Raw genomic sequence first — 25161 nt, 5'->3', positions numbered from 1 at the left:
ATAGCGACGCAATTGCAATGCAGAAGGACGCTCGATGCAGCGCCCGAGGCAGTCGCCAGCCCGCGACGAATTTCCGTTATCGCCTGTGGCCGATCTACCATCGAGGACGGGAGCGCGATCACATTCGCTGCTATGCCGCGCAGATTATCTAGGTGGGCACACGTGTGCAATCCAGGGTAATCCGCCAGGTGGGTAATTTTGCGACGGTTACCGCGTCGTATGGTCCTGAGTGAAAACCCTGTGTTGCACACGTGTGCCTTATTCGTTAGTCTCCACGGCGTGGCGCGCAACATTCGTGGAATGGATCGTGGAGCAACACGAGGCTCGACTTGCAACTTGAAGCGAGGTTGCCGAGCATCAAAGCCGTATGGCGGCAGGTTCGTGGCCGGTTAGGCACCAGCGAAATTTTCGGATGACCTATGCGGGTCATCTAACCATCTTGAGGAGATAAGAGAATGTCCCATCACGACGAGAACGTTATTGCCGCCGTAGGCGATGCAGAAGTCGATCCCATTGAAAAACAGGCGGTGATCGAGCGTCGCGCGAAATCCCGAGTCCGGGGACTCAACCACCATGCTTACTACTGCACGGATGCGGAAAAAACGCGGCACTTCTATGAAGATATTCTCGAGATGAGAATGACGATCGCCCTTCGTATTCCGGAGGAAGTGTTTACCGGAAAGGAAGCACCGTATTGCCACTTCTTCTTTGAAATGGGCGACGGCAGCAGCATTGCGTTTTTTGACTATCCAGATTTCTTCGATGGCAAGCCACCATTTGAGGTGTCGACCGTCTATCATCATCACATCGCGGTCAATGTTGACTCCGATGAGTCGATAGAATATTTCCGTGAGAAGCTTGAGAACGAAGGCTACCCGTCTACGTTTGTCGATCACGGTGCTTTCCATTCACTCTATTTGCGCGACCCGAATGGAATGAATCTCGAACTATGCTATTCGCCGCCCGCCACGGAAGAATTCTTTCTTCGAGCCGAAAGAGTGGCGCAAGACGAACTCAGGAAGTGGGCAGCAACGCGCGCATAGAGCGAGACAGGTCGAGCGGGGACACCCGCCGACCATAACCGCCGGGCGATGACCTTTCTTGATTGCATGTTGATAGTGAACAGGTAAACGCAGCGCGCTGAGTGCAGGCGCGTGTTGTGACGAAGCGCATCGGCGGCAACCGGGCCGACGATTCGTCAACCTGATTGACAAGATACTCGGCGGTTCGACAGATAACTCGGCGCAGGCAGGCCTCGGAATCGAAGCCATTCAAATTTGACGGTTCATGCCGTATGCCGAGCAGCTGTCATGCAACGATCGATCCGCGCGCGACTGCGACGGGTATAGCGCTGGGAACCCAGTATTGTCAAGAGGTGCGAAATCTACGCTCCGACTTTTGATCCTGCGAGGGCGGGTTCGCGCTGGACAGATGGGAGCAATTCCGAGGGCAATACCGGACCTGCTGCATCTGCGCCCATAGAAACGCTCTTCACGACGTCGATAAACGCTCGCAGTGCGGACGGCATGCGCGTTCGGCTCGGGTGATACAGGAAAAAACCCGGAAAGGGCGGTGACCAATCGCGCAGCAACGGAACGAGCCGCCCGGATTCTAGCTGCGGCTTCATCCAGTCTTCAGTCCAAACCGTAATGCCAAGGCCGTCGAGTGCGGCCTGGAGCGCTACCGCGCAGTCGTTGACGATCAGCGTCCCTTTGACAGAAAGGTCGAACCACTGCCCGTCCCGGGCAAACTCCCAGTTATATACGCTTGTCTGTCCGGTTCGACGCCAGTTGATGCACCGATGTTCGTGCAAATCTTGAGGCGATTGAGGTACGCCATGCTTTTGGAGGTAGTCAGGTGACGCGATTGCAATCTGGCGTAGATCAGGGCCAACGCGCACTGCCACCATATCCTGATCGACGTGCTCGCCAAGGCGAATGCCGGCATCGAAGCCACGGGCGACGATGTCCCCCAGACTCTCGTCACTTGTGAGGTCAAGAACGACGTCAGGATACTGTTCCTGAAAGATGCCGAGCATTGGTTGCAGCAAGTGGATGATTGCCATTTGCGGCGCACATACGCGAAGTGTGCCCGATGGCTTTCGATTGCCTGAAGCTTCTTCAAGCGCGGCATCGAATTCAGCCAAGAGAGGTTGCATGCGCAAGAGCAACCGTGCCCCAGCGTCGGTGAGATGCGTGCTTCGTGTCGTCCGATTGAACAAGCGCACTCCCAAGCGCTCTTCAAATCCGCGAATAGTCTGACTCAATGCTGACGGAGACACCGCCAGCGTTCCCGCAGCGCGGGCGAACGAACCTTGTTCCGCGACGGAAACAAAGGCTCGCGCATCAGCGAAATCGCTCCCTCGCATTGTGTACCTCCCGCTTCATAGAGTATGAAAAGTATAGGTGATTGTTAGGTTTGGTGCGCGCAACTACATTTGGGTCCGTGACAGATGAGGCGAGCGATTAATGCGACGACCTCGGGTCTTTCTCACTAGAAAACGGATGAGTTGCGATATGGAAAACTTTCTCAAAAATAAGAGTGTCGTCGTCGCAGGCGGCAGCTCAGGAATGGGTCTGGCGCTTGCACGAAAAGCCGCGGCGGCCGGCGCGAGTCTTCACATCGTCGGTCGATCGGAGGAGAAGCTGGCAGCAGCTAAGGCTGTACGTTGCAGCTGACACTACGAACGTTGCTGCGAGTCCGACGTGGCATCAGTCGCTAGCCGAATTCCAAATGTCGACCATCTCGTCGTCACAGCTGCGAACCTTGTGTTTAAACCTTATTCACAGCTTAGCGACGAGGAAATCACTTTGATGTTGGGCGCTAAGTTTTGGGGCCCTATGTACATCTTGCGCCATTTTCAAAGCAGTCTGAGCAAAGAGGCATCTGTGACCCCGTTTAGTGGCTCAGCTGCTTACTAGGCCTCGGTCGGGGCCAGCATCGCTGCGGCGCTGAACGCTTCGCTCGACGGCATCGCTCGCACTGGCACCGGTTCGTGTGAATGTGGTGTCCCCAGGCGTCGTCGATAGCCCCGTTCCGAACTTCCTGCCGGAACAAGCTCGTAGCAATGCCTTCGCATCCATAGGCGCCGGCCTGCTCGTCGGACGAGTAAGTACCGTCGACGAACTGGCTGATGCGGCGCTATTTGTGATGGGTAACGGATTCACTACAGGCACCGTGCTGCAAATCGACGGCGGTACAAACGCCTGAGCGGCGCGCGAAAGTTTCTCAAAATTTGCCCGTCCCGACGACGGTAGATCTCTTTATTATTCGCTGGAATTGAACAATGTCATTCGATAACTATCCTCCTAGCGCATGGGAGCACCTTCGCGCAATTGTAGAGCCGCTTAAATCGATTGATCCGAAAGGACGTCTCCTTATCAAGCGCGGGACGATCGTTAGTATGAACCCGCACGTGGGCGACCTGACGCACGGTGACGTTCTGATCGAAGGTGACCGTATTACCGCGATCGCACCTTCGATTGCGGCAGATGGAGCGGAAGTCATTGACGCGAAGGACATGATCGTTATGCCCGGATTTGTCGATTCGCACCGTCATGCATGGGAAGGACAGCTACGCCGCATCGATCCGAACTCGCCGACCCTGATGGACTACCTGAAGTCGACGCACTTCTCGTTTGCGACGCATTACCGTCCGGAGGACATGTACATCGGCAACTTGATCACAGCATTAGGTGCGATCGACGCCGGCATTACTACCATGGTCGACAATTCGCACAATGCTCGTAGTCCTGCGCACTCCGATGCATCGGTTGATGCGCTAGAAGACGCAGGTATTCGCGCGGTCTACGCACCGGGTAAGCCTCTAGCAGGTGAATGGGCGCAGCATTGGCCGCAGGACCTCGGACGCCTGAAGCAGGAACGCTTCGATTCCGAGGACCAACTCGTCACGATGGCGATGATGTCGCAATGGGACCGCGAGACATGGGCTGCCGCGCGCGCCGTTGGCCTGCGCATCATCACTGAATTCCTCGGCGAGGACATGGGCAAGTTGCTGCCGGGGCTGAAGGAAGAAGGGCTTCTTGGACCGGACAACATCTTCAATCATTGCACCGGTCTGACCGACGAGCAGTGGGGCATTCTCCGTGAGACAGGCGTCAACGTCGACGTGTGCCCGCGCTCAGACGCACAATATGGTCTGGAAGAAGGGCTTTGCGTCTATCAGCGCGCGATCGACAATGGCATTGCACCGGCAATCAGCACCGATGTCGAAGCCTCATATGGTGGCGACATGTTCGCGGAGATGCGTGCCGCATACATCATGCAGCGTGCTCAAGCTCAAAACCGTCGTTTTAAGGGCGACGAGACGTCACCGGCCGCCGTCTCCGTACGGAGCATTCTTGAGACGGCGACGATCAACGGCGCGCGCGTGGCGGGTCTAGCTGAAAAGACCGGTTCTCTTGCGCCGGGCAAGAAGGCAGACATTGTTCTGATTCGCGCCGACGATCTAAATCTCTATCCCTCAAACAACGCGATCGGCACAATCGTTCACGCTGCAGAACGCAGCAACGTGGATACGGTGATTATCGGCGGCCGCGTTCGCAAGTCTGGCGGCAAGCTCATCGGCCTGAACTTTCCGGCACTCAAGCAGGCGACGGAAGCATCCCGCAGCCACCTGTTCGCCGCTGTCAACTACACCCCTGATCAGTTCGCGGATGTGTCGCCGGAAGTCGCGCAGGCCTGAGGCTCGTTGCCTAACGAAAGGAGGTATGTCGTGAATCTGATTTTTCTGCTTATCGCATTCTGTGCCGGTTCAGCCATCTCGATTCAGGCAGCAGTCAATAGTCAACTCGCAGGTGGTATCGGCGGGAACGTCGTGGCAGCCGCGCTGGTGTCGTTCTCGATAGGTACCGTCGCGCTTGCGGCGATTGCTGTGAGCAAAGGCGGATTGCATGCCGCGGTTGTCAGTCTTCCGTCGCAGCCGCTCTGGCGCTTTGGCGGCGGCCTGCTAGGCGCAGCTGCAATTTTCTGCACGGTATTACTCGTCCCTCGCATTGGTCTAGCCAACATGTTGGCCTTGGTAATCGCCGGACAGTTGCTATCGTCACTCGCAATTGACCAATTCGGGCTTATCGGCGCGGTGACGCGTCAGGTGTCAGGTATCAAACTCGCTGGCGCGCTGGTCATGCTGACGGGCGTCTGCCTGACACTCTTTGGTAACTCCCTCGTGCAAGCGTTGACGAAACACAGCTAAGCGCACATCAATACAGTTCGACTTTGAGGTATTTAATGAAAGACAACCAGCATCCCGATACCGGTAGCCGGTACGCTCGCGGCAGCGCGATATTCGCGGAGACGCTTGGCCTACCAGCCGACGCCTTCACCGCAAGCCTCGCCAACGTAGCGCCGCGCTTCGCGCGTTACGTGATGGAGTGGGAGTTCGCAGACATGGTTGGCGAGTCGTCAATTGACGCGCGCACGCGTGAAATCGTTGCGATTACATCCTTAGCCATGCTTGGCGCGACGGCGGCTTCGGTATTAAGACTTCGCATCACGTCGACACTCAAAGCTGGCGTGTCAATGGAAGAAGTTATCGACATTTTTATACAACTCGGCGTCACTGCAGGCTTTCCAATCGCCCTCGCGGCGATTCACGCTGCTCAAGAACAGTTCAACTCAGTCGAATTGGTCTGACAGTCGCTGTCGTTCTTCCGAATTTTCTGCTGTATCCAGCAAAGCATTGGACACGCCGTGTGGGTAAGTCTTATCGACTTGCCAGCAGGCTTAACTTGCATAGACATCGCAATCCTGATTATTTTAAAAATCGTTATTTTGAAATTTATGTCTCATAGTGAGATTTATGAAAACCCTCAAGAAATGTATTCTTGCCGGTTTGTTTTCCGTGGTTACCACGGCACTGTCGCAATCAGTGATGGCAACGGGAGGCGGCGGTGACAACATCGGTCAGGGTTCGGAAGGATTCTTTGCCGGGATGCTGCATACACCGGGTTGGTATGGAGTGCTTTACGCTAACTACTATCACACGAGCCGGTTCAACGACAGCCACGGTAATTCTTCCATCCCTGGCTTCAATTTTTCGGCTGAAGTGCTTGCCGCAAGACTCTTCTATATGTCGAACCTCAAGATCGCTGGCGGCCGGGTGGGCGCTTTCGCGATAGGTTCGGTTGCATCGCTGCAAAGCAGCTCGGCATCGGGTAAGGACCATCGCAACGGCGTAGGGGATATGACAGTCGGCCCGACATTGGGCTGGGACTTCGGCGCATTCCATCCGCTCGTCGCGCTGGATATCGTGCTGCCTGTCGGGGGATATGACATGGCGCGTGGCCTGAATACCGGAGGCAAGTACTATTCGTTTCGACCGATTTTCGCTTTCACGTATTGGCCTGCAATCGGACTCGAAGTTTCGGCAAAGATCACTTACACATTTAACGTACGCAACCCGGACACCGATTACCGTTCGGGTCAAATCTTCCACTTCGATTACTCGGCGAGCTATCCGATCACGAATGACCTCCGTCTCTGTGTCAATGGCTATTACATCAACCAGACCTCAGACGACTACCAGTTTGGTAGTCGCGTGAATGGCGATGGGTTTCGGGGACGCGTGGCCGCTATCGGCCCAGCCGCCCACTACCAGTATGGCAGGGTCGGCATCGACCTCAAAGTGCTGAAGGAATTCGCGCCGCTCGCAATCGTCCGGAAGGTATCAGTGTCTGGGCAAGGGTGGTGGTGCCGTTCTGAACGCCGACCTTGGGGCCCGTGCGCGACGCAACGCAGCGTGATATTGTTTTGAATATCTGAACGGTCTATCCCGACCCGACCGCAACGCTTCGACGCGTTGTGACGTATGGGTGTTGGCCAAACGGGGTGCGCCAACGCTGTGTCGGATTTGACTTGTTGCCGTTGGTGCTTTTCAAAATGCTTTAATTCTGCGCGCGCTGTTGGTCGAGCTGGCAGAAGCCAGATTAGATAGACACCGACCACGACCGACTGGAAGATGGAGGGTATACCCTATTGCACACGTGTGCCTTATCTCCTATTCTTTGGTTTGAGTACTGACGTTGGAAGATGGCACCCCGCCATCACAATTTCGGGAGAGGTAATGGCACTGTTCGAGTCGAGAGCGTGGGGGCCACAGCGTCGTCGCGCCTGCGTATGCGTGACGTTCGACAACCTCGGCGAGGCTTGCGACATCAACATGGGCCGGTGGCCTGCAGCCAATGCAGTCGGCAGACACTTTACTGCGACCCACGTTTTGCCGAAGCTGCTCGAAGATCTCGACGGTCTGAGGATCACTTACTTCATCGAATCGGTGAACGCGCTGCGATATCCAGAGCAGATGAGGGCCGTGAAGTCTGCTGGACATGAAGTCGGCTGGCATACATGGGGGCACGAAAACTGGTCACGTATGTCGCTCGACGAGAAGCGATCGAACCTGGAAAAGAGCCTCGCCATGCTGCGAACGATCGATATTTTCCCGGTGGGCTTCCGCCCTCCTGGAGGTCTGGCAGACGCGCCGTCCATGGCGCTCCTTAGGCAGCACGGGTTTACCTATTGCTCGCCCGTCTCCAGCGACCCCAGCGTTCACCTCGAGGAGGAACTCACGGTCCTTCCTTTCGCCTGGCGCTACGTCGACGCTTACCTGATCGACCCCGACCTTGGTGACTTTCGTGTCGCGCACGGTGATATGGCAAGGCCCGCGACCGCCACCGAGTGGGAACGGATTCTCAATGACGGATTCGACGCCGCACATGCCAACGGTGAGCAACTCACGGTTATTTTTCACCCGTATCTGTTCGGCGCCGACGAGCGTCTGTGGCAAGTCATGCGCCGATTCCTTGTGCGGCTCAAGGCTCGCGACGACGTATGGCTTGCAACCTGTTCGGAATTGGCTGAATGGGTAGCGTCCAGTGTCGCAAACAGAACGATTGCCTAGCCGCCGCGTGACAACACGGCCGGTCTCGAAAGGGCCGGGTTTCAGAGTCCAACGGAGGAGTACAAGAAATGTCCAATCAGGAAGAGAACGTTCTTGGCGCAGTCGGTGAAGCCACTATCGACCCGAAGGATAGAGAGCGTGGCATCGCCCGCCGTGCGAAGAGCAGGGTCCGCGGGGTCAATCATCACGCGTACTACTGCAACGACGTCGAAAAGACGCGTCATTTCTACGAAGACATTCTTGAAATGCCAATGACGATCGCATTGCGCATTCCCGACGAAGTGTTCACCGGCAAGCCATCGCCGTACTGCCATTTCTTCTTCGAAATGGGAGATGGCAGTTCGCTCGCATTTTTCGACTATCCCGATTTCTACGACGGCGAGCCACCGTTCACGGTGCCAACTGTCTATCACCATCACATTGCCGTCAACGTAGACAGCGACGAAGCGATTGAGTACTTTCGCGCCAAACTCGAGAGTGAGGGCTACGCTTGCACTTACGTCGACCACGGGGCGTTTCACTCGCTTTACCTGAAAGATCCCGGCGGTATGAATCTTGAACTGTGCTATTCGCCACCTTCGGCCGAGGAGTTCATGCTCCGCGCCGAGCTGATCGCGCACGGTGAGCTTAGAAAGTGGGCAACCACGCGCAACTGATCTCGGGTTACAAGGCAGACGAGACCGGCCGCGAGATGGGCCGGTTTTGCACATGCAAGGTGTTGTCGACGCGCTAGCCGACGTACGGGGCAGTTGATCCGCGGAGAATCAGCGTGGGTGCGAATTCGATGTTTGCCGACTGATCGTCGTGCTCTCCGTCCAGATGGTTGCCGAGCGCACGGGACAGCAGCACGCTCGTCGCAGTGGATGCAATGTCCTGTACCGGTAGTCGAACCGTGGTGATGCCGCCGACCGCCAGTTCGAACCAGGCGGGGTCGTGATATCCGACGACGGACACATCGCGTGGCCAGTCGAGATGCAACGCGCGCAGCGCTTGCAGTGCGCCCAACGTGAGTTCGGCGCTTCCGAGCACGAGGCCGGTCGGCCGGTTTCGTACCGACATCATGCTGGTGACGGCATGTCGCGCAAACTCCGGCCTTGGCGCGCCAAGTGCCACTGCTGCCGGTTTTAGGCCTTCGTGACTGAGAGCATCTTCGAAACCTGCGAGGCGGTTACGTCCTGTGCTAAGCGAAGCGTCACCGCCTACGAACGCAAGGCGCTTGTGACCGTAGGCGAGCAGATGCCGGGCCGCCATCTGGATGCCTTCGCGGTCGTTGATGACGACGGCCTGCGTCGTCAGGCGCGCGGCGACCCGCACAAGTTGGACTGTTTCGACGTTTTCGAGGAGCGCGAGCGTCTCAGCGCGTGGCGAGGCCGTGGGGACAATGATAACGCCGGCAGGGCGGGTTTCCAGAATGGCTCGCAATTCGCGTAATTCCCGGTCGCTGTTGTCGTCCGTGACGGACAGCAGCAGATGCATAGAGCGCGCGGCAAGTGCGTCGGCGACACTTTTTGCGACCGTCGCATAAAAATCGTTCTGGACGTCCGGGATAACAAGTCCCACGAGTGAGCTGCGGCCGCCGCGCATCATGCGCGCGGACGCGGACGGCACGTAGCCGAGCTGCTCGACGGCATTTCGCACGCGCGCTTTTGTCTCTTCGCTGATCTTCGGGCTATCAGCGAGAGCGCGGGAAACGGTCGTATGCGAGACGTTCAGCGCCTGCGCAATGTCTCGAATGGTCACACCCGCGCCGCCGCGGGCGGGTGCCTTGGGGTCGGACGTTGCGTCGCTCCACATGTTGGTTACCTGCATTCCGTGTTATTTGTAGTTGCTTTTATAGCATGGAACCTCGGCGGCTCAATTCCGGCCGCCGGCAGGGTCCGACCGGCGCGGCTTCCTAGTGTCCCGAGTTAAGAATTCATTGCCTTATTTGCGTTGTGTACTAACCTGGGTTGCAGGGTGTGCAAATAAGTGAGGCGATGATGAGAGGAAGACCGAAGGCGCCGCTGGTCTTGAATGAACCGGAACGCGAACAGCTCATGGCACTGACAATGCGGCGCAAGAGCGCACAGGCGCTGGCCTTGCGCGCACGCATTGTGCTGGCCTGCGCCGAGGGCATCGACAACAAGACGGTCGCGGCAAGACAGCGTGTCACCTCGCATACGGTTTCGAAGTGGCGTTCGCGATTTATCCAGCACCGCCTGGACGGGTTGCTCGATGCGCCGCGCCCGGGAGCCCCCAGGACGATCGAGGACGCGCAGGTGGAGGCGGTCGTCGCACGCACGCTCGAGTCCGTACCCAAAGGTGCGACTCACTGGAGCACGCGCACAATGGCCCGCGAAATGGGGATGTCGCAGACGGCCGTGACGCGGATCTGGCATGCCTTCGGATTGCAGCCGCATCGGCAGGAGACCTTCAAGCTCTCCACTGATCCATTCTTTGTTGACAAGGTGCGCGATATCGTCGGGCTGTACCTGGACCCGCCGCTGAAGGCCCTGGTGTTATGCGTAGACGAGAAGAGCCAGATTCAGGCGCTTGATCGCACCCAGCCCATGCTGCCACTGGCCCCCGGTCTTCCTGAGCGGCGCACGCATGACTACATGCGCCATGGCACGACCACCCTGTTTGCAGCACTGGACATCGCCACGGGCAAAATCATCGGCGAGCTGCATCGACGTCATCGCAGCAACGAATTTTTGCAGTTCCTGCGCACCATCGAGGCCAACGTGCGACCGCAACTGGATGTGCATCTGGTAATGGACAACTATGGGACGCACAAGACGTCCTCGATCAATGCCTGGATGGCGCGCCATCCGCGTTTTCATGTGCATTTCACCCCGACCTCTGCTTCATGGATCAACCAGGTCGAACGATGGTTTGCAACGCTCAGCGAAACATATATCCGCCGTGGTACTCATCGCTCCACCCGCCAACTCGAACAGGCTATTCGCCAATACATCGAGATCAACAATACGGATCCCAGACCTTTTAACTGGACCAAATCCGCCGACGACATCCTCGCCAGCGTCAAGCGATTTTGTCTGCGAATTTCTAACTCAGCACACTAGCGGTCGGCAATCACAGGATTGGAGAGCACCCCAATTCCTTCAATTTCAACTTCGAAGACGTCGCCCGGTTTGATTTCTCCGACACCGGAAGGCGTTCCCGTCATGATGACGTCGCCCGGTTCCAGCGTCATAAAGGAGCTGAGGTAGGCAACCAGGTAGGGCACCGAAAAGAGCAGGTCGGAGCTGTTGCCGTTCTGCACTACCTCTCCGTTCAGGCGTCCGATGATGTTCAGGTTGGACGGGTCGAGTTCGGTGTTGATGACGGGACCCAGCGGTGCAAACGTGTCGAAGGCCTTACCGGCGAACAGGCATCCAAATGCCATTTCTTCCTTCTGGACCACCCGTTCGCTAACGTCGTTGCCGCACGTGTAGCCGAGCACATAGTCGAGCGCATCTGCTTCCGACACGCGCCTCGCGGTACGTCCGATCACCACGACGAGTTCAGCCTCGTAGTGGACCACCTCGCCCGCTGACGGGTACACGATCGGGTCGTTCGGGCCCGCGAGTGACGATTCAGGTTTTACGAATAGCGCCGGTCGCGTAGGCGTGTTCCATCCCGTCTCCTTGATGTGCGAGACATAGTTAAAACCAGCGCCGAAGATGCGCGGCCGCGCAACCGGGGACAAGATTTTCACGCTGTCGAGCGCGACAAATTCGCCGGTCAGGTGCGCCTTTTCCTCGAACGGTGAGCCTGACAAATATTCGATGCTGCCGTCATCGCGCAGATTGCCGAATGCGATGAGTTCGTCCTGTTGGAAGCGGATGATTTTCATACGATGCTCCAGTGGTAAGCGGCCTGACCCTTCCATAGCTGGGTAAAACGAAAGGATTCACGTGTGCCCATTATCGGAGCTGAAACTTCGTTTGTCAAAGCGTTCTTTTTCGAACAAGACGCCCAAATTTGGTAATCATCAAGTCACCTTCGGCGGTGACGGGCATCCAGCAACGGGTAATATTTCGATTCACATAAATTTCTATTGCACACGTGTGCCTTCGTGGCTATAGTAGTTTCAACACGGACCAAATGACGGGAGACGGTGGGATGGAAGTTGCGTTGGAAGCGGATAGCGCGCTCGCGCTTTTGGAATCGTTACGCAGGATGCGGCTTATCCGTCCGGCTGAACAGCCAGTGCTGACGCCGCTAACGGGTGGCGTCTCCTCGGAAATCGTGCGCGTCGATACTTCAACTGGTGTGTTCTGTGTGAAGCGAGCACTCGCCAAGCTCAAGGTCGCCGCCGACTGGTCGGCGCCGCTTGAGCGCAATGCGGCAGAAGTGGCATGGATGCGGCTCGCAGCAACCTTGGTTCCGGGGTGCGTCCCGTCAATCCTGGGCGAAGATGAAGAAGGCTGCGCTTTCGCTATGACATTTCTGAAGCCAGCCGACTATCGCCTGTGGAAGGGGGATCTGATGGACGGTGTCGCAAGCGTGGAGACCGCCCGCGCAGTGGGCACGACGCTCGCAACCATTCATCGTGCGACTGCGGACGACGGAGCGTTGGCAAGCGAGTTTTCTACTGACGCAAATTTCTTCGCGTTGCGTCTGGAACCGTATTTTCTGGCGACTGCGGCGGCCAATCCGGACTGCGCAGAGGCTCTCGAACGACTTAGCAATGACACGGCGAGAACCCGGCGCGCGCTCGTTCACGGCGATGTGAGTCCGAAGAACATTTTGGTAGGTAAGGCCGGCCCGGTCTTCCTCGATGCCGAGTGCGCATGGTACGGCGACCCCGCATTCGATGTTGCGTTCTGCCTGACACATCTACTGCTCAAATGTGTCCTCCGCCCTGACTCGTCCGCTGGTTATCTCGCCTGTTTCGACGCGCTCAACGACGTGTACTTCGCCGGTGCGTCGTGGGAAGACGCGGCTGCCCTCGAGGCACGCGCCGCAAGACTACTGCCGGCGCTGCTGCTTGCGAGGGTCGACGGGAAGTCTCCCGTGGAATATCTGAAAACAGAAGAAGACCGTGCCAAGGTGCGGCACTTTGCGAAACGATTTGTGGTGGAGGCACCGCGAACGCTCGACGCTATCCGCAACCGCTGGAACAAGGAACAGGCATGAAAACAACTATCAAAAAAATTACCGGTCGCCGCATTTGGGATTCACGCGGTCGGCCCACGGTCGAAGTCGACGTCGAACTGGCCGACGGCGCACGTGGCCGCGGGATTGCCCCGGCAGGCGCATCGCGCGGCAGCAACGAAGCGATCGATCTGCGCGACGGCGGCATGAGGCTAGCCGGCTTTGATGTGCAGTGCGCGCTGGCCAATATCAACGGTATTATTTCGCCCGCCCTGACCGGCACGGACGCGATGAACCAAGCGGGTGTGGACGCTGCATTGATTGCTCTCGATGGGACGCCGAACAAGGCACGCCTTGGCGGCAACGCCACCATCGCGACCTCGATGGCAGTGTTGAATGCGGCTGCTGCGGCCGCTAGCGTGCCATTGTGGCGATACCTCGCAGCAGGTGAGCAAGTGCGCTTGCCGCTACCGGAGATCCAGATTTTCGGCGGCGGCGCGCATGCCGGCCGTCGCACCGATATTCAGGATTTTCTGGTGATGCCGCTCGGTGCCCAGAGCTTTGACGAAGCGCTCTGCATGGTAGCGGAAGTCTATCGCGCTGCAGGCGATCTGATGGACTCGCTTGGCCGCCGGATGGGTGTGGCCGACGAGGGTGGATGGTGGCCGGAGTTCTCTTCGAACGAGGAGGCGCTGGAGATGCTGACGCGCTCCATCGAGCGGGCCGGGTACCGACACGATGAGGTGGCAATCTCACTCGATATCGCCGCCTCCGAATTTGGCCGGAACGGGCGTTACAAGTTGGCGCTGGAGAGCCGGGAGTACGATACGAGCGAATGGCTCGAGGTCATGCTTGGCTGGCTGAAGCGCTATCCGATCGTCTCTGTCGAAGACCCGTTCGGTGAAGACGACCCAGAAGGAATGCGTGCTTTCACGGCGGCGGTCGGCGACAGCGTGCAGGTCATCGGCGACGACTTCCTCGTCACCAATGCAGCGCGGGTGAGCGCTGCTGCGGCGCAGGGTCAGTGCAACGCCGTGCTGCTTAAGCCCAACCAGGCGGGCACTGTCACAGAAACCCGCGAGACGATGGAGGCCGCGAGGAAGCTTGGCTGGGGGATGATCGTGTCGGCCCGGTCCGGAGAAAGCGAGGACACCACCATCGCTCATCTCGCGACCGGCTGGAACACCGGACAGTTGAAGGTTGGTTCTTTCTCGCGCTCCGAGAGGATGGCGAAGTGGAACGAGGGCCTGCGCATCGAGGAGCAACTCGGCGCTAGCGCCACCTTTGCCGGCTGGTCCGCTTTGCCGGCGCGGAGCCATGCATGAAAGCCGTACTGCAATATCGCGCAAGCACGGGCTTCCGCGAGGCCTTGCTGGCGAGCGCGCCCGAGTGGCTCGACATCGCCTTCGTGGATGAAAGCGACGCGAATGCCCTGCGCCACGAACTTGAGGACGCCGATGTCCTGCTTCACGTCCTGACGCCCGTGACCGCGGCGGTCCTCAAGGCGGCGCCGAGACTGAAGCTCGTGCAAAAAATCGGCGTAGGCGTGAATACGATCGATCTCGAGACAGCCCGCTCTCTTGGCATTGCAGTAGCCAATATGCCTGGTTGCAACAGCCAGGCCGTCGCGGAACACACGCTGACGCTAATGCTGGCGTCGCTGCGGCGGCTTGGCTTTCTCGACAATGCCAGCCGTCGCGGTGCGGGATGGGATCTGCCACCGGACACATACGACAGCGTGAGTGAACTGTCAGGCCGTACTGTGGGATTCGTCGGATATGGCTCAATACCAAGCAAGCTGACGGCGGCCCTGGCCGCGCTCGGCGCGGAGGTCATCTATTACGCCCGCCATACGGCGTCAGATGATGCTGCGCGGAAGGTGGCGTCCCTCGAGGCTTTGCTTCACGAGGCCGACATTGTCTCGTTGCACATTCCGCTAACGCCGGAGACGCGTCGCCTGATAGACGCCACGGCTCTCAGTGCGATGAAGCCCGGCGCTGTTCTCATCAACACCGCGCGCGGTGAGTTGATCGACGAACGCGCGCTCCACGACGCGCTGGTGTCGGGCAAGCTGGCGGCCGCCGGGCTGGATGTGTTCGCAACGGAACCGGTCGCCGAGAACAACCCGCTGCTCGGATTGCCGAATGTCATTGCTACCCCTCATGTGGCATGGCTCACGCCTCAGACTCTCGCGCGAAGCATTGACGTGCTGGTCGAGAATTGTCGCAGGTTGAAAGAGGGCAAAGCGCTGCTGAATCAGGCTTAAGACGGCGTAGTTCGTAGGCCGGGCACCGGTTAGCGGATGTGCAGCGGTCTGCGCCGCGAGTTGGATTCTGTTCGAACAAGGTTTCGGCGTTAAAGGGTGGTCATTTCATCCATTATTAAATAGTACTACTGTTAAATATAAGAAGGTCGGATGAATTGCACCGGACGGCGATCGTCGTTCATGTGGACCCAGGAAGCATCTTTTAACAGGGTTGCCGGCCGCATTTCTATAACTTCATGGAGACAGGAAAAACTATGGAACAGAAAATTCGCGAAATGCTCTCTGCAATCGACAGGCAGGACATGTCTGCTTTCGGAAAGTTTCTCGCTGACGACGCGCGTTTTGTCTTTGGCAATGGCGAAGCGATTCATGGTCGTGAGTCCATTGTTAGCGTGGTGACGTCGGTCCTTCAGTCACTGACGTCGATTGCACACACGGCGCAACGATTCTGGTCCCTCGATGGCGTGGCTATTTGCGAAGGGCGCGTCCTGTACGTTGATGGTCTGCGCCAGAAGCTCGATGCTCCGTTCGTCGATGTTTTGGACATCAACGCGCATGGCCTCATCACGGATTACCGCGTGTATGTCGATGCATCACAGCTGAATCGACCGCAATGACAAGTTAACGCCGTGAGATCGCCCCGCGCTGACGGGGCGTACGGCTGTTCACCGCAGTGCAATTACATCCCGATTTGAGACATGGAGGAAGTCATGGACAAGGAACTGGACGGCCGGGCAATTATCGTTACGGGCGCAGGCGGTGGCATCGGCCGCGCGGCCAGTCTTTCGCTTGCCGCTGCTGGCGCCAGGGTCGTTGTGTCTGACCGCGACGAACTGAATGGCGAAGAGACGGTAGAACTGATCGCTGCGCAGGGCGGCGACGCGATGTTTATCAAGACCGACGTTGCGAGCGAAGACAGCGTCGCGAGCATGGTTGAGAAGGTGCTCACTACTTGCGGACGACTCGACGGCGCTTTCAACAACGCGGGCATCGCACAGAGTCATAAAGTGCTGCATGAGATCGGCTTGGAAGAATGGCAGCGGGTGATCAATGTCGATCTGACGGGCGTGTTCTTGTGCATGAAGTACGAGATCGAAGCGATGCTCAAACGAGGTGGCGGCGCGATTGTGAACACCGCATCGGTACTCGGCGTAGTGGGGATGCCCGTTGCGGGTGACTACACCGCGGCCAAACATGGTGTGATTGGCCTGACGAAGGCAGCAGCGGTCGACTACGGAACGCGGGGAATCCGGGTCAATGCGGTACTGCCGGGCCTCATTATGACGCCTATCGTCGTGGAAGCACTTCGCGCGCCTGCCTATGCCGAACACTTTGATGAGATCAAGGCGAAGCATCTGCTGGGGCGCCCAGGGCAACCAGAAGAGGTCGCCGCTGCAGTGAAGTGGCTGCTGTCTGATGCTGCGTCGTTCGTAACGGGACATTCGATGGGAGTCGACGGCGGCTGGACAGCTGTCTGAACCTCAGTTTTCCATTCGGAAGGCCGGCAGAAGTTCTGGATTGAGGCTTTGATGATACCAACCGACTGAGAGCTAGACATGCAAGGAACCCTAGACGGTCGTGGAATCATCGTGACTGGCGCAGGCGGCGGAATCGGGCGTGCAGCAAGCCTGATTTTCGCCCAAGCCGGTGCGTGCGTAGTCGTTTCCGACGTCGATGCGACGAACGGCGAAGAAACTGTCCACCAGATTTATGCGCAAGGTTGTACGGCGATGTTTGTGAAGACAGACATCACGAATGAAGCGAGCGTGGCGGCGCTCGTGAAACAGACAGTCTCAGCATACGGCAAACTTGATGGAGCCTTCAACAATGCCGGTATTGCGCCAAGTCACAAACCCCTTCATGACATCGGTGTGGCGGAATGGCAACGCGTCGTCGACGTTGATCTCACAGGCGCGTTTCTCTGCATGAAGCACGAAATTGCAGCCATGCTGGAACGGGCGGCGGTTCGATTGTGAATGCTGCGTCTGCGCTAGGTGTCGTCGCCGTGCCGAGAACTACCTCGCAGCCAAGGCTTCATGGGCGCCAACGAATGTGTGCCTTCAGACTTTTGGCGGGTTCGGTTTTGCCTGCGAATACGATGTCGAGCGGAAGTTCAGAGAGACACGTCTGTATCAGGTTGCGCCGATTTCGACAACCTGATTCTGTTGTAGTCGCAAAACACATTCTTGGGCTGCCTCGCTCATTCTGAGCGCGTGGACGGAGCTGTTAATGGATGCATCGACGAATTCATTACTAGCAATAGTAAACAATTGGCTGATCTCGAATGGCGCCGAGCCAACGCGGATCACGCCTTTCTGGACTGGCGATGCCAGGCGCGGTAGAGCGGTGCGCGTCGAGGCGTCGCGAGCGACCGGTGTCATCGAGATACTGTTTTTTCGGCATGCAGACGGGATGTGGCGCGTATTTCCCCAAGAGCCGTTGAGGCCTGTCATGAAATACCTTTGACGTGTGAGGTGACCGGTCTACGGCTCTGTCGCAGGTCGCAGGGCAATTGCAGGGAGATGGATGCGTGATGACGGTCGAGCGACTGCGCCGTCGTGCCACCGATCAATTTTTGCGAACCACGTTGTCACCGAAAATGTTCTCGCGACCCACTGAGGGTGGGGCGCGGCGTTATGCAAATTGCCTTACTGTGTCTTTGACAGAGTGGGAACAAATAGGAAAGGTTGGTGAGACTTGCTCGCGTGGAGGGTGGTCGTCCCAGCGAACGTCGCCGCGGGGCGATCCTGTTCATCATTATGAATGAACGGTCCGCACCCACGCATCGGAAATTTCATGTTCGACAGTCGCGCCACGTCCAAGTTGTGCTCGTAGTCAGCTCATGCGAGTTTTCGCGATGGATCGCCGCGCTTTATTTCAGCATCGTCACTTTCACGACGACGGGCTACGGCGACTACCATCCGACGAAAGAACTTCGCTTGGTCGCAGCCGCCGAGGCATTGGCCGGCTACATCTTCTTTGGCCTGTTCGTCGCTGTGATCGCGGCCTCGTTCCTGAAGCAACCAAAAGGGCCGACAGATCTCTGAAACGTTTTCTGGTAGGTATTCGGGTTTGGGGGTAAGGTCATGCCGAGCGTCACCTAGGATGCTGTCGGTGAGTGTCAACTTTCGTTATTGGCGAATAACTCGTCTCGACCCTGAAGAGCCAATGGTTTTGGCGGAAGACGGACATTCAAAGCATCCAGAGATCTTGCTGCAAGCGGCACAAGCGTCTCCGGCTAGCCGGTATGAGATTCGCCGTTGTTCAGATGCGACACACGAAAACGAAGCGCTGAACCGTGGCGAATCTCCAATGCAACGGGATCAAACCTGAACCCGACTTTGGAGCCGATTATTGCGATTGTTTCCCAGAGCCGGCGCCTATCTCGCACCCAGATTTCTTCTCCATACTTGGCCAACGACCAGGCAGCAACCTGCTTGGCAACTGAGTCAAGAGAGTCGGTGTCGGATTGAAGATACGCGTGATGTACCCATTGGCTAGTCAGTAAATCATGTGACGCAAAAACCGGCCCGCCTGTTGGGTGGCCGCCCTCCAACGGTAAACATACTGCAACGTCATAGATCAATGGTCCAGCCTCCACCCAAGAATGGTCGAAAGGCTTCGAATCTGTTGATTTGCACGGAATCCTGACCCACCGGGGGTGCGGCTAAATACTTGGACTGGTTTATGCTGCGATTCCCAGGCTCTCCCGGTATTCGAGCGGGCTGAGAGCGCCTAGCGAGACCTTGATCCGCTTCGCGTTATACCAGCGTATGTAGGAGTCAAGTACCTCAATGAATTGCTCGACGGTCGTAGTCCGCCAATCACGGGAATGGAACCACTCCGTTTTGAGCCGCCCGAAGAAGCCTTCGCAGGCCGCGTTATCGGGTGAGCATCCTTTGCGTGACATCGAGCGAACTAGTTTGGCATCACGTATGCGTGCGAGCCATCCAGGCCAGCGATAGTGCGCCCCGCGATCAGAGTGGACCACAGGCCGTTTATTACTGTTGGCTACCGTCTTGATGCCCTCATCAAGCATGGTATTTACAAGTTCGGCATCCGGCCGCGTGCCGATTGTCCAGCTCACCACCAGTCCATCGAAGCAGTCGATCAACGGAGACAGATACACCTTGCCGGCCGGGATCTGGAATTCGGTAATGTCGGTGAGCCACTTCTCGTTCGGGGCTCCTGCGCGGAAGTCACGATTGATGATGTTCTCCGGCGCAGGGCTTATTTCTCCGCCGTAGGAGCGGTAGCGACGTCGTCTTGCTGTGGCAGCGGTCAGCCCATCCTGCCTCATCAAACGTCGCACCACTTTCTCCGAGATAACGACCTTCTGCCTGCCCAGTGCAGCGCGTATCCGGCGATAGCCATAACACCGGTGATTGACTTCAAAGATGTCTGCGATGACTCGGCGAGCGCCAGCATACTTGTCGGTCACGAGCAGACGCGCACGATGATAGAAGTAGGAACTGCGAGCTAGCCCCAATACGGCTAAAAGCTCTGACAACGTGTAGGTGTTTTTCAGGGCATCAACCAGCATCGTCTTCTCCCGGTTGCTCAGGAGTTGCGGGACGATGCCCATTCCTTTTTTTATCAGTTCGTTCGCCTTCTTCAGGATGTCGTGCTCGAGCTGCAGTTGCCGGACGTCGCGTCGAAGCGATTCGAGCTGCTGTTCCAGTTTCGCACGCTCACTGTCAGGCGCTGGCTTCTTCTGGCGTTTCATGGATGCTGGGGCTTCACGACCGAGTAGCTGGTTCTTCCAATTGTAAAGCGTCGGCCTGCTCACGCCTGCTTTCTGCGCAAGCAGGCGCGCGCTTTCCTCTCTGGTGCACAGTTCGATGACTGCCGCCTGCTTCACCGCCGGCGATTTCGGAATGCTGCCAGTTGCTCTGCCGACAATGCGTTTTCCGATTTCGGGATGCAGTTCTTCGATCCAGGCGGCGAGCGTCCCGCGACTGGGATATCCCAACGCCCTCAAGGTTGCAGCAGCACAACGGCCCTGGCCTAAGTAATGATCGACGGCCACCTTCTTCCGTTCGGCCGAATATACCGGCCTGGAACGAACATAGCCGGTCCGCAAATCATGACATCGCTCGTATTCGAGATGCCACGATTTCAGAGAATTCTTGGTCGGATAACCCCAGCTGTCGGATGGTCGCCCCGACGCGCTTACCCAACTTCAAATAAAGCCGGACCGCTCGCATGCGGTCTTCGTACGAGTACATGAACTACCTCCAGGTAGTCCAAGTTTTCGTCCGCAGCTCCCGTGGGTCAGGATTCCGTGCAAATCAACATTCCGTCTCGCGACTTGCGCGAATGGGGGGCGCGCGGGTTGTGCCGTTCGTCACAGAAGTACTGCCGGATTTCAAAGGGTATCGGTTGACCGTCTTTGACCCACTCAGCGATTTCCCATCGAAAAGCGACACGGATGACGCGCGTTGTATGAATGCGTTTCTCGAGACCCAGATACTGAAATTCCCCGCCCAATACTACTGGGTGCATCGACGCTTCAAACATCGTCCACCGGGTATGCCTGCGGTGTATTGATAATGCCGTGGGCCGGGCCCGTTTTTACGTTGCTCAAGCAAGCTCTCGAAACCGCAAACAAAGGCTGATGCGACCGGCCGTGCCATCCGACGACGCGACGGACATGGTTCGCGCATGAAGGTCCGCTGCCAGGGGCGGAGCGGCCGCTTGAATGGCCACACTCGTGCGGGTCCGAATGTCAGCACCTGGCCGAACCTTGCCGACCGTCACGTGATCGACTCGCGGCTTGCCGCGAGCGGCAGCACGCCACCCAAAGCGCACCGCCGCGTAAATTGACCGAATGACCGTTACAGACATTCTCACGGACATCCGATGCAACGTCTCGCCTTGGCCGGACCGCCTCCCTCTCTGAGTTATTCCAGACATCAGATGCTCTTACGCAGTCGCCTACCTGGAATGGCAGACGAAGACGAGGTCGTATGATTCGAACAAATCAGGATTGGTCCCGGCTGCCTTGCTCGCCTGCATCATCGCCCGGTCAAGCGAGCCATTATCGAGCGACTCCACGAGAAGTAGTCCCGCGAATTCACCTTCTGAACTTCGCCGCATCGACTTCTCCTGCGTGGCAATGGCTGTCGCCCCGTTTTTCACGGCCATGATCTGCGCGTTCACAACCCAGTCGCCTTTCGCGAGCGCATCAACGATTGCCTGCCCTTGCTGGGCTGTCAGGCATTCCGGTAGTGCGTCTTCAAATCGTGCGATGGCGAGGTGACCGCCGTGTCCGGCCGAGTTCGCACCCCGAGCGAGAATAGTTCCGCCGCCTCGGCGAAACTGCTCGAGCGTCGGCATGATCCGGCGCGTCCACGCAGTCGGGTTATTCAACCGTTCCAGATAGCCAGAACTCGCCATCACGTCTGCGTTGTCGAGTTCGTACAGCATCATGTACTCGGAGGGCCGGTTGTTGCGTCGCTTGAAGACACGCCCTGAGCGAAAACCCGGTACGCCTACCCGTTCAAAGATGTGCTCCCGGGTGAGCCAGTGCATGTAGTCAGTTTCTGATTCGGCCGCGATCGTGCTCCAGATCGCGAGAAGGCCAGTGTTTGCGTTGTCCAATTGTGTTTGCTCCATCTGCTTTCGAGTGCTCAAAGGCTGTGCTTCTTCCAGTGCAAAGCGAAGGCACAGCGCGAGATCAATATGTGGCCTGCCCAGAGACACGTTGATGCTCACCGGCGATCTCGGCCGCTGAGTCGAGGCGGTTCATGTCGATGCCTGCGGTCTCTGGTCCGATGGCAATCATGCAGAACGACAGGATGTTGAGTGCTCCAACCAATGCGACGAGCGGCCACGGGGAACCGTTGCCAAGGTGTAACAACCAAGCGGCGACCACCGGAATCGGCCCACCAGCGAACAGGCTTGCACCGGTGAATGCGAGGGCCGAACCGGAATAGCGAACATTGGTTGGAAACGCCTCAGCGAACGCGACCGGTTGAATCCCCGTTTGGACCTGCGTGAATGCCATGAAAAGCCCCATAGCTATCGCCATCGGTACGAAGCTTCGAGTAGCTAGGACCTGAAAATAAAACAGCATGATCACGAAGGTCGCGGCGGACGCGAACAGCAATGCGCGCTTACGGCCAATCCGGTCACTCAGCAGGCCGCCAAAGATCGAACCCGCGATGGCGCAGGCATTGGCGATCATCAGCAACATGAAGCCGGTCTGCTTGGGCACGCCGAGCGTATTCGTCAGATAGCTCAACGTGAACACGACGGCAAGATAGAAAAGTGCAGTCGGTCCGCAGAAGAACAGCATCATGCGAATGATCGTCTTGTAGTGAAGGCGGAACGCATCCCTTAAAGGGCTCCCGACCTTGGCAACAGCGGACTGCTGCATCTTGACGAAAGCCGGAGTCTCCGCAACGCGCAGTCGGATGTAAATGCCGACGAACACCAGCACGAAGCTCAGCACGAACGGAATTCGCCAGCCATAGCTGATGAAGGCACCCGCGCTCATCGTCGAAGAAAGTAGCAGAAGCACCGCGTTAGCAACGATTTGGCTCAGCGGAGCGCACATGCCGATCAGACCGGAGTATTTACCTCGCCGGTCTGCTGGAGCATGCTCTAGCGCCATCAGTTGGCCACCAGTAGATTCGCCGCCAAGTGCAAAACCCTGAACGATGCGAAGAATGACAAGCAGCAGGGGCGCATAAACGCCAATCTGCGCATACGTCGGCAGCAAACCCATCAGTACCGATGTCAGACCCATCACCGACACCGTACCGAGCATGAGATTGCGACGTCCAACCTTGTCGCCAAAGTATCCGCAGATGATCGCGCCGAGTGGACGCGCGGCCAGTCCGACGCTGAAAGTTGCCAACGAGGCAAGCATGGCGGAACTCGAATCCATCGCCGGGAAGAACAACTTTGGTAACACCGTGGCTGCGACTGATCCGTAGAGCGTAAAGTCAAACCATTCAAGTGCGGTGCCAAGCGTGGCGGCGCTCACCGCCCTGTTCGCCATGGAATGTGAGGTAGGTTGCTCTGAAACATGGTTCATGCGTGTCTCCTGCTGTCTTAAAAAGAGTCTGTGCTGCTCTTGCGTCAATCGCTGATTTTGATTTCTACTGCTAAATATCTGATCTGAATCATTGGCGAATTTCAATTCGCCATGTCACTACATCAAGTCACGAACGGATAACGTCTAGCAATGGACGCCTTGGCCTAGCGCTCAGCGCCTGCTGTGCGGCTGGCGCCTTGCATCGCCTGCTTAAGCATGGGTGACACACCGCTTGCATCGGACAATTCTGTTGCCGTCGCCATGAGCGCCGGGGCGAGCTCTTTCATTCTCTCTTCAGTCAACCGTGACATCGGTCCCGCGATGATCAGGATTGCGCGCACTTCGCCATTGCTCAAATGCACAGGCGTAGCCATAGAACTCATTGCCGGCAGAAACATGTCTTGCGTCGTTGCGTAGCCATTCTTGCGCGCAAGCTCGATCATTGGCAGTAGAGCTTTGAACGTGGTCGGCGCAAGCGGACCAAAGTCTGACGGCATGCCAAAGCCTTGTTTCGACACAAGCCGAATCGCATCTTCTTCGCTCTTGCCAGCCAGCCAGGTCATTCCTGCTGCACTGCATGAAAGAGTCACCGCCCGGCCCATCTCCGGGTCGTAGCGGATACCTTGTCGCGCGCCTTGCGCCTTGGCAACGTAAATCAACTGCTCGCCATCGACGATCGCAAGCCGAACCAATTCGCCCGAAGTAGCCGCAAGTCGTTCCAGAATGGGTTGGGCGACGTCAACGACCCCACCTGCGCTGAGAAATCGCAGTCCCAGCGAAGGAAGTTTCATGGTCAGCGAAAATTCGCCGCGCCGTTCGTCCTTGCGCACATAACCCTGCTCGACCAGGTCCGCAAGAAGACGATGAGTAGCGCTAACTGGCAAATCGAACTTAGCGGAAAGTTCTGAAAGCGTTTTGCCTTCTGGCGCACTGGCGAGCTCTTCCAGTACACGGAGGATGCGTTCCGCTATAGCGCTCATGTGATTACTCGAGTTGAGTCATTCGATGTGAGAGTGATGATAGTGGAAAGTGTTTCCAAAATGCAAATACTTTTCAAAATCGCTCAACGGGGGCGGGCGTAATTCTTCCGAGGATTAATGGATAAGCAGTCACGAAAGTAGCCAGTGTCCGGTCTCAGCGCATCTCCCGACGGACGTTGACCGCCTTCAACAGGCGGCTCCTGGCCGCACTGAGACGAAACAGCGCCGTGCTCACGAGGCGCGCCAGACCGTGGCGGCCGCCCAGTGGCGGTATTCACCACGCCACGGAAACGGCGGTAGGGTGTTGGGTGAATAGCCAAGGTGACGGGTCTCCATGCGCCCACTCTCTACGATAAGTTATGGAGGGCCTGCGGCGCTTCTGAGAGCGTTCGTGGAAGACGGTTCGTCGTTCGCGGCCATGAGCCCGTGATGAAGGCGATCAACGCGCGCATTGACCGCATCGTGCGAATCTCGATGCGCAACGCAGGCCCATTCGCAGATGATTTCGGACGCAGTCAACCGGAGCACCATATCGCGTGGCGCCAGCGAAATTGGCAGTGGCCTCCCTCGCTGAGCGCCCAGCAGCGGACTCCGCGTCAGTGTCTGATAACGCAGACGGCCACGATTTCGTATCCGGGATCAGCGTGCTCGTTCGCCGCTTTTTCCGCGTCCTCATACGAAAGAAAGGACGTGGCATTTTCAATCGCCGATGCCATGCCGATGTCGCCGTCCTCGGCGGTGCAGAGGAACTGCTCACCGGTCTTCACCACATAGACGGACACCATGTCACCCTCCATGGTTTGCAGGTAGCTTCCAGTCTAGCAGGCCGGAAGGGTTGCGGGCGGTTCGCTGAGTCGCTTCCGTAATGTCT

The 25161-nt window shown here is 57.5% G+C and carries 25 protein-coding genes and 2 pseudogenes; 19 read left to right on the top strand and 8 right to left on the bottom strand.

The genetic code is table 11. The annotated features are described in order from the left end of the window. Window positions 1–455 precede the first annotated feature (455 nt). Window positions 456–1043 (top strand): VOC family protein, encoded by a 588-nt coding sequence (locus tag B0G80_RS36580; protein WP_116122578.1) that lies wholly within the window; start codon window positions 456–458, stop codon window positions 1041–1043. 341 nt (window positions 1044–1384) lie between these two features. On the opposite strand, the gene B0G80_RS36575 is transcribed toward B0G80_RS36580, so the two are convergent. Beyond that, a complete protein-coding gene (locus B0G80_RS36575; protein ID WP_116122577.1) occupies window positions 1385–2368 on the bottom strand; it encodes a LysR family transcriptional regulator in 984 nt (327 codons plus the stop codon). Between the two features lie 148 nt (window positions 2369–2516). Here B0G80_RS36575 and B0G80_RS36570 point away from each other — a divergent pair, with 148 nt between their 5' ends. The 8 genes from B0G80_RS36570 to B0G80_RS36535 all read left to right on the top strand — a co-directional run bounded on the left by B0G80_RS36570 (window position 2517) and on the right by B0G80_RS36535 (window position 8574). Further along, a complete protein-coding gene (locus B0G80_RS36570; protein WP_258879160.1) occupies window positions 2517–2678 on the top strand; it encodes an SDR family NAD(P)-dependent oxidoreductase in 162 nt (53 codons plus the stop codon). A 319-nt stretch (window positions 2679–2997) separates the two neighbouring features. Next, window positions 2998–3210 carry an SDR family oxidoreductase gene (locus tag B0G80_RS36565; RefSeq protein WP_181920153.1) on the top strand — a complete coding sequence of 71 codons (213 nt, stop codon included), beginning with the start codon at window positions 2998–3000 and terminating at the stop codon, window positions 3208–3210. Between the two features lie 76 nt (window positions 3211–3286). Then, entirely contained in the window at window positions 3287–4705 is a 1419-nt protein-coding gene (locus tag B0G80_RS36560) for an amidohydrolase family protein (RefSeq protein ID WP_116122574.1), read from the top strand. Between the two features lie 30 nt (window positions 4706–4735). Further along, window positions 4736–5215 (top strand): DMT family transporter, encoded by a 480-nt coding sequence (locus B0G80_RS36555; protein ID WP_116122573.1) that lies wholly within the window; start codon window positions 4736–4738, stop codon window positions 5213–5215. A 35-nt stretch (window positions 5216–5250) separates the two neighbouring features. Then, a complete protein-coding gene (locus tag B0G80_RS36550) occupies window positions 5251–5655 on the top strand; it encodes a carboxymuconolactone decarboxylase family protein (RefSeq protein WP_116122572.1) in 405 nt (134 codons plus the stop codon). A gap of 166 nt (window positions 5656–5821) precedes the next feature. Next, entirely contained in the window at window positions 5822–6775 is a 954-nt protein-coding gene (locus B0G80_RS36545) for a transporter (RefSeq protein ID WP_116122571.1), read from the top strand. Window positions 6776–7084: 309 nt separating this feature from the next. After that, entirely contained in the window at window positions 7085–7918 is an 834-nt protein-coding gene (locus B0G80_RS36540; protein ID WP_181920152.1) for a polysaccharide deacetylase family protein, read from the top strand. 68 nt (window positions 7919–7986) lie between these two features. Next, the gene (locus tag B0G80_RS36535) at window positions 7987–8574 is read left to right on the top strand and encodes a VOC family protein (RefSeq protein WP_116122569.1); all 588 of its coding nucleotides are present in this window, start codon (window positions 7987–7989) and stop codon (window positions 8572–8574) included. A 73-nt stretch (window positions 8575–8647) separates the two neighbouring features. On the opposite strand, the gene B0G80_RS36530 is transcribed toward B0G80_RS36535, so the two are convergent. Beyond that, on the bottom strand, window positions 8648–9712 hold the full coding sequence (locus B0G80_RS36530) for a LacI family DNA-binding transcriptional regulator (RefSeq protein ID WP_181920151.1): 1065 nt from the start codon (window positions 9710–9712) through the stop codon (window positions 8648–8650). 182 nt (window positions 9713–9894) lie between these two features. Between B0G80_RS36530 and B0G80_RS36525 the strand changes: the two genes are divergently transcribed. Beyond that, the gene (locus B0G80_RS36525; protein ID WP_181920141.1) at window positions 9895–10983 is read left to right on the top strand and encodes an IS630 family transposase; all 1089 of its coding nucleotides are present in this window, start codon (window positions 9895–9897) and stop codon (window positions 10981–10983) included. On the opposite strand, the gene B0G80_RS36520 is transcribed toward B0G80_RS36525, so the two are convergent. Then, on the bottom strand, window positions 10980–11756 hold the full coding sequence (locus B0G80_RS36520) for a fumarylacetoacetate hydrolase family protein (protein ID WP_116122567.1): 777 nt from the start codon (window positions 11754–11756) through the stop codon (window positions 10980–10982). The genes B0G80_RS36525 and B0G80_RS36520 overlap by 4 nt on opposite strands. A 269-nt stretch (window positions 11757–12025) precedes the next feature. On the opposite strand from B0G80_RS36520, the gene B0G80_RS36515 reads away from it, so the two are divergent. The 8 genes and pseudogenes from B0G80_RS36515 to B0G80_RS36475 all read left to right on the top strand — a co-directional run bounded on the left by B0G80_RS36515 (window position 12026) and on the right by B0G80_RS36475 (window position 18313). After that, on the top strand, window positions 12026–13042 hold the full coding sequence (locus tag B0G80_RS36515; protein ID WP_116122566.1) for a phosphotransferase family protein: 1017 nt from the start codon (window positions 12026–12028) through the stop codon (window positions 13040–13042). After that, window positions 13039–14325, top strand: coding sequence for a phosphopyruvate hydratase (eno, locus tag B0G80_RS36510; RefSeq protein ID WP_116122565.1), 1287 nt, complete (start codon window positions 13039–13041; stop codon window positions 14323–14325). Before B0G80_RS36515 ends, eno begins: the two co-directional genes overlap by 4 nt. Window positions 14326–14369: 44 nt before the next feature. After that, on the top strand, window positions 14370–15266 hold the full coding sequence (locus B0G80_RS36505) for a 2-hydroxyacid dehydrogenase (protein WP_220377514.1): 897 nt from the start codon (window positions 14370–14372) through the stop codon (window positions 15264–15266). A 254-nt stretch (window positions 15267–15520) separates the two neighbouring features. Further along, a complete protein-coding gene (locus tag B0G80_RS36500; protein WP_181920150.1) occupies window positions 15521–15883 on the top strand; it encodes a nuclear transport factor 2 family protein in 363 nt (120 codons plus the stop codon). Between the two features lie 93 nt (window positions 15884–15976). Next, window positions 15977–16744: an SDR family oxidoreductase gene (locus tag B0G80_RS36495; protein WP_116122562.1), complete on the top strand. Its 768-nt coding sequence runs from the start codon at window positions 15977–15979 to the stop codon at window positions 16742–16744. A 78-nt stretch (window positions 16745–16822) separates the two neighbouring features. Then, complete coding sequence (locus B0G80_RS36490) at window positions 16823–17242, top strand: SDR family NAD(P)-dependent oxidoreductase (RefSeq protein ID WP_116122561.1); 420 nt, start codon at window positions 16823–16825, stop codon at window positions 17240–17242. 40 nt (window positions 17243–17282) lie between these two features. Beyond that, window positions 17283–17475, top strand: a pseudogene (locus B0G80_RS47525) (acyl-CoA dehydrogenase); the annotation flags it as partial. A 481-nt stretch (window positions 17476–17956) separates the two neighbouring features. After that, a complete protein-coding gene (locus B0G80_RS36475; RefSeq protein ID WP_220377513.1) occupies window positions 17957–18313 on the top strand; it encodes a potassium channel family protein in 357 nt (118 codons plus the stop codon). Between the two features lie 638 nt (window positions 18314–18951). Here the strand turns inward: B0G80_RS36475 and B0G80_RS36470 are convergent. After that, a protein-coding gene (locus B0G80_RS36470; protein ID WP_116122559.1) for an IS3 family transposase occupies window positions 18952–20494 on the bottom strand; the annotation gives its coding sequence in 2 pieces (ribosomal slippage) (window positions 18952–20409 and window positions 20411–20494; 1542 coding nt in all). Between the two features lie 70 nt (window positions 20495–20564). Here B0G80_RS36470 and B0G80_RS36465 point away from each other — a divergent pair. Then, window positions 20565–20816: pseudogene (locus tag B0G80_RS36465) on the top strand (lipid A biosynthesis lauroyl acyltransferase); the annotation flags it as partial. 387 nt (window positions 20817–21203) lie between these two features. On the opposite strand, the gene B0G80_RS36460 reads toward B0G80_RS36465, so the two are convergent. From B0G80_RS36460 to B0G80_RS36445, 4 genes are all read right to left on the bottom strand, one after another. Beyond that, complete coding sequence (locus B0G80_RS36460; RefSeq protein WP_258879159.1) at window positions 21204–21983, bottom strand: DUF4286 family protein; 780 nt, start codon at window positions 21981–21983, stop codon at window positions 21204–21206. After that, window positions 21946–23310 carry an MFS transporter gene (locus tag B0G80_RS36455; protein WP_116122558.1) on the bottom strand — a complete coding sequence of 455 codons (1365 nt, stop codon included), beginning with the start codon at window positions 23308–23310 and terminating at the stop codon, window positions 21946–21948. Before B0G80_RS36455 ends, B0G80_RS36460 begins: the two co-directional genes overlap by 38 nt. Before the next feature lie 164 nt (window positions 23311–23474). Further along, window positions 23475–24290, bottom strand: coding sequence for an IclR family transcriptional regulator (locus B0G80_RS36450; RefSeq protein ID WP_116122557.1), 816 nt, complete (start codon window positions 24288–24290; stop codon window positions 23475–23477). 596 nt (window positions 24291–24886) lie between these two features. Then, entirely contained in the window at window positions 24887–25075 is a 189-nt protein-coding gene (locus B0G80_RS36445) for a hypothetical protein (RefSeq protein WP_116122556.1), read from the bottom strand. Window positions 25076–25161: the final 86 nt, after the last annotated feature.

The sequence above is a fragment of the Paraburkholderia sp. BL6669N2 genome, assembly GCF_003387275.1.
Taxonomy (GTDB): Bacteria; Pseudomonadota; Gammaproteobacteria; order Burkholderiales; family Burkholderiaceae; genus Paraburkholderia.
Note: the sequence above shows the minus strand (reverse complement) of the source record. Positions and strands in the feature narration are given on the sequence as shown.

Excerpts from the sequence above, each read along its gene's own strand:
- B0G80_RS36580 (WP_116122578.1), top strand. The coding sequence starts at position 456 with ATGTCCCATCACGACGAGAACGTTATTGCCGCCGTAGGCGATGCAGAA.
- B0G80_RS36575 (WP_116122577.1), bottom strand. The coding sequence starts at position 2,368 with ATGCGAGGGAGCGATTTCGCTGATGCGCGAGCCTTTGTTTCCGTCGCG.
- B0G80_RS36570 (WP_258879160.1), top strand. The coding sequence starts at position 2,517 with ATGGAAAACTTTCTCAAAAATAAGAGTGTCGTCGTCGCAGGCGGCAGC.
- B0G80_RS36560 (WP_116122574.1), top strand. The coding sequence starts at position 3,287 with ATGTCATTCGATAACTATCCTCCTAGCGCATGGGAGCACCTTCGCGCA.
- B0G80_RS36550 (WP_116122572.1), top strand. The coding sequence starts at position 5,251 with ATGAAAGACAACCAGCATCCCGATACCGGTAGCCGGTACGCTCGCGGC.
- B0G80_RS36545 (WP_116122571.1), top strand. The coding sequence starts at position 5,822 with ATGAAAACCCTCAAGAAATGTATTCTTGCCGGTTTGTTTTCCGTGGTT.
- B0G80_RS36540 (WP_181920152.1), top strand. The coding sequence starts at position 7,085 with ATGGCACTGTTCGAGTCGAGAGCGTGGGGGCCACAGCGTCGTCGCGCC.
- B0G80_RS36535 (WP_116122569.1), top strand. The coding sequence starts at position 7,987 with ATGTCCAATCAGGAAGAGAACGTTCTTGGCGCAGTCGGTGAAGCCACT.
- B0G80_RS36530 (WP_181920151.1), bottom strand. The coding sequence starts at position 9,712 with ATGTGGAGCGACGCAACGTCCGACCCCAAGGCACCCGCCCGCGGCGGC.
- B0G80_RS36525 (WP_181920141.1), top strand. The coding sequence starts at position 9,895 with ATGATGAGAGGAAGACCGAAGGCGCCGCTGGTCTTGAATGAACCGGAA.
- B0G80_RS36520 (WP_116122567.1), bottom strand. The coding sequence starts at position 11,756 with ATGAAAATCATCCGCTTCCAACAGGACGAACTCATCGCATTCGGCAAT.
- B0G80_RS36515 (WP_116122566.1), top strand. The coding sequence starts at position 12,026 with ATGGAAGTTGCGTTGGAAGCGGATAGCGCGCTCGCGCTTTTGGAATCG.
- eno (WP_116122565.1), top strand. The coding sequence starts at position 13,039 with ATGAAAACAACTATCAAAAAAATTACCGGTCGCCGCATTTGGGATTCA.
- B0G80_RS36500 (WP_181920150.1), top strand. The coding sequence starts at position 15,521 with ATGGAACAGAAAATTCGCGAAATGCTCTCTGCAATCGACAGGCAGGAC.
- B0G80_RS36495 (WP_116122562.1), top strand. The coding sequence starts at position 15,977 with ATGGACAAGGAACTGGACGGCCGGGCAATTATCGTTACGGGCGCAGGC.
- B0G80_RS36490 (WP_116122561.1), top strand. The coding sequence starts at position 16,823 with ATGCAAGGAACCCTAGACGGTCGTGGAATCATCGTGACTGGCGCAGGC.
- B0G80_RS36455 (WP_116122558.1), bottom strand. The coding sequence starts at position 23,310 with ATGAACCATGTTTCAGAGCAACCTACCTCACATTCCATGGCGAACAGG.
- B0G80_RS36450 (WP_116122557.1), bottom strand. The coding sequence starts at position 24,290 with ATGAGCGCTATAGCGGAACGCATCCTCCGTGTACTGGAAGAGCTCGCC.
- B0G80_RS36445 (WP_116122556.1), bottom strand. The coding sequence starts at position 25,075 with ATGGTGTCCGTCTATGTGGTGAAGACCGGTGAGCAGTTCCTCTGCACC.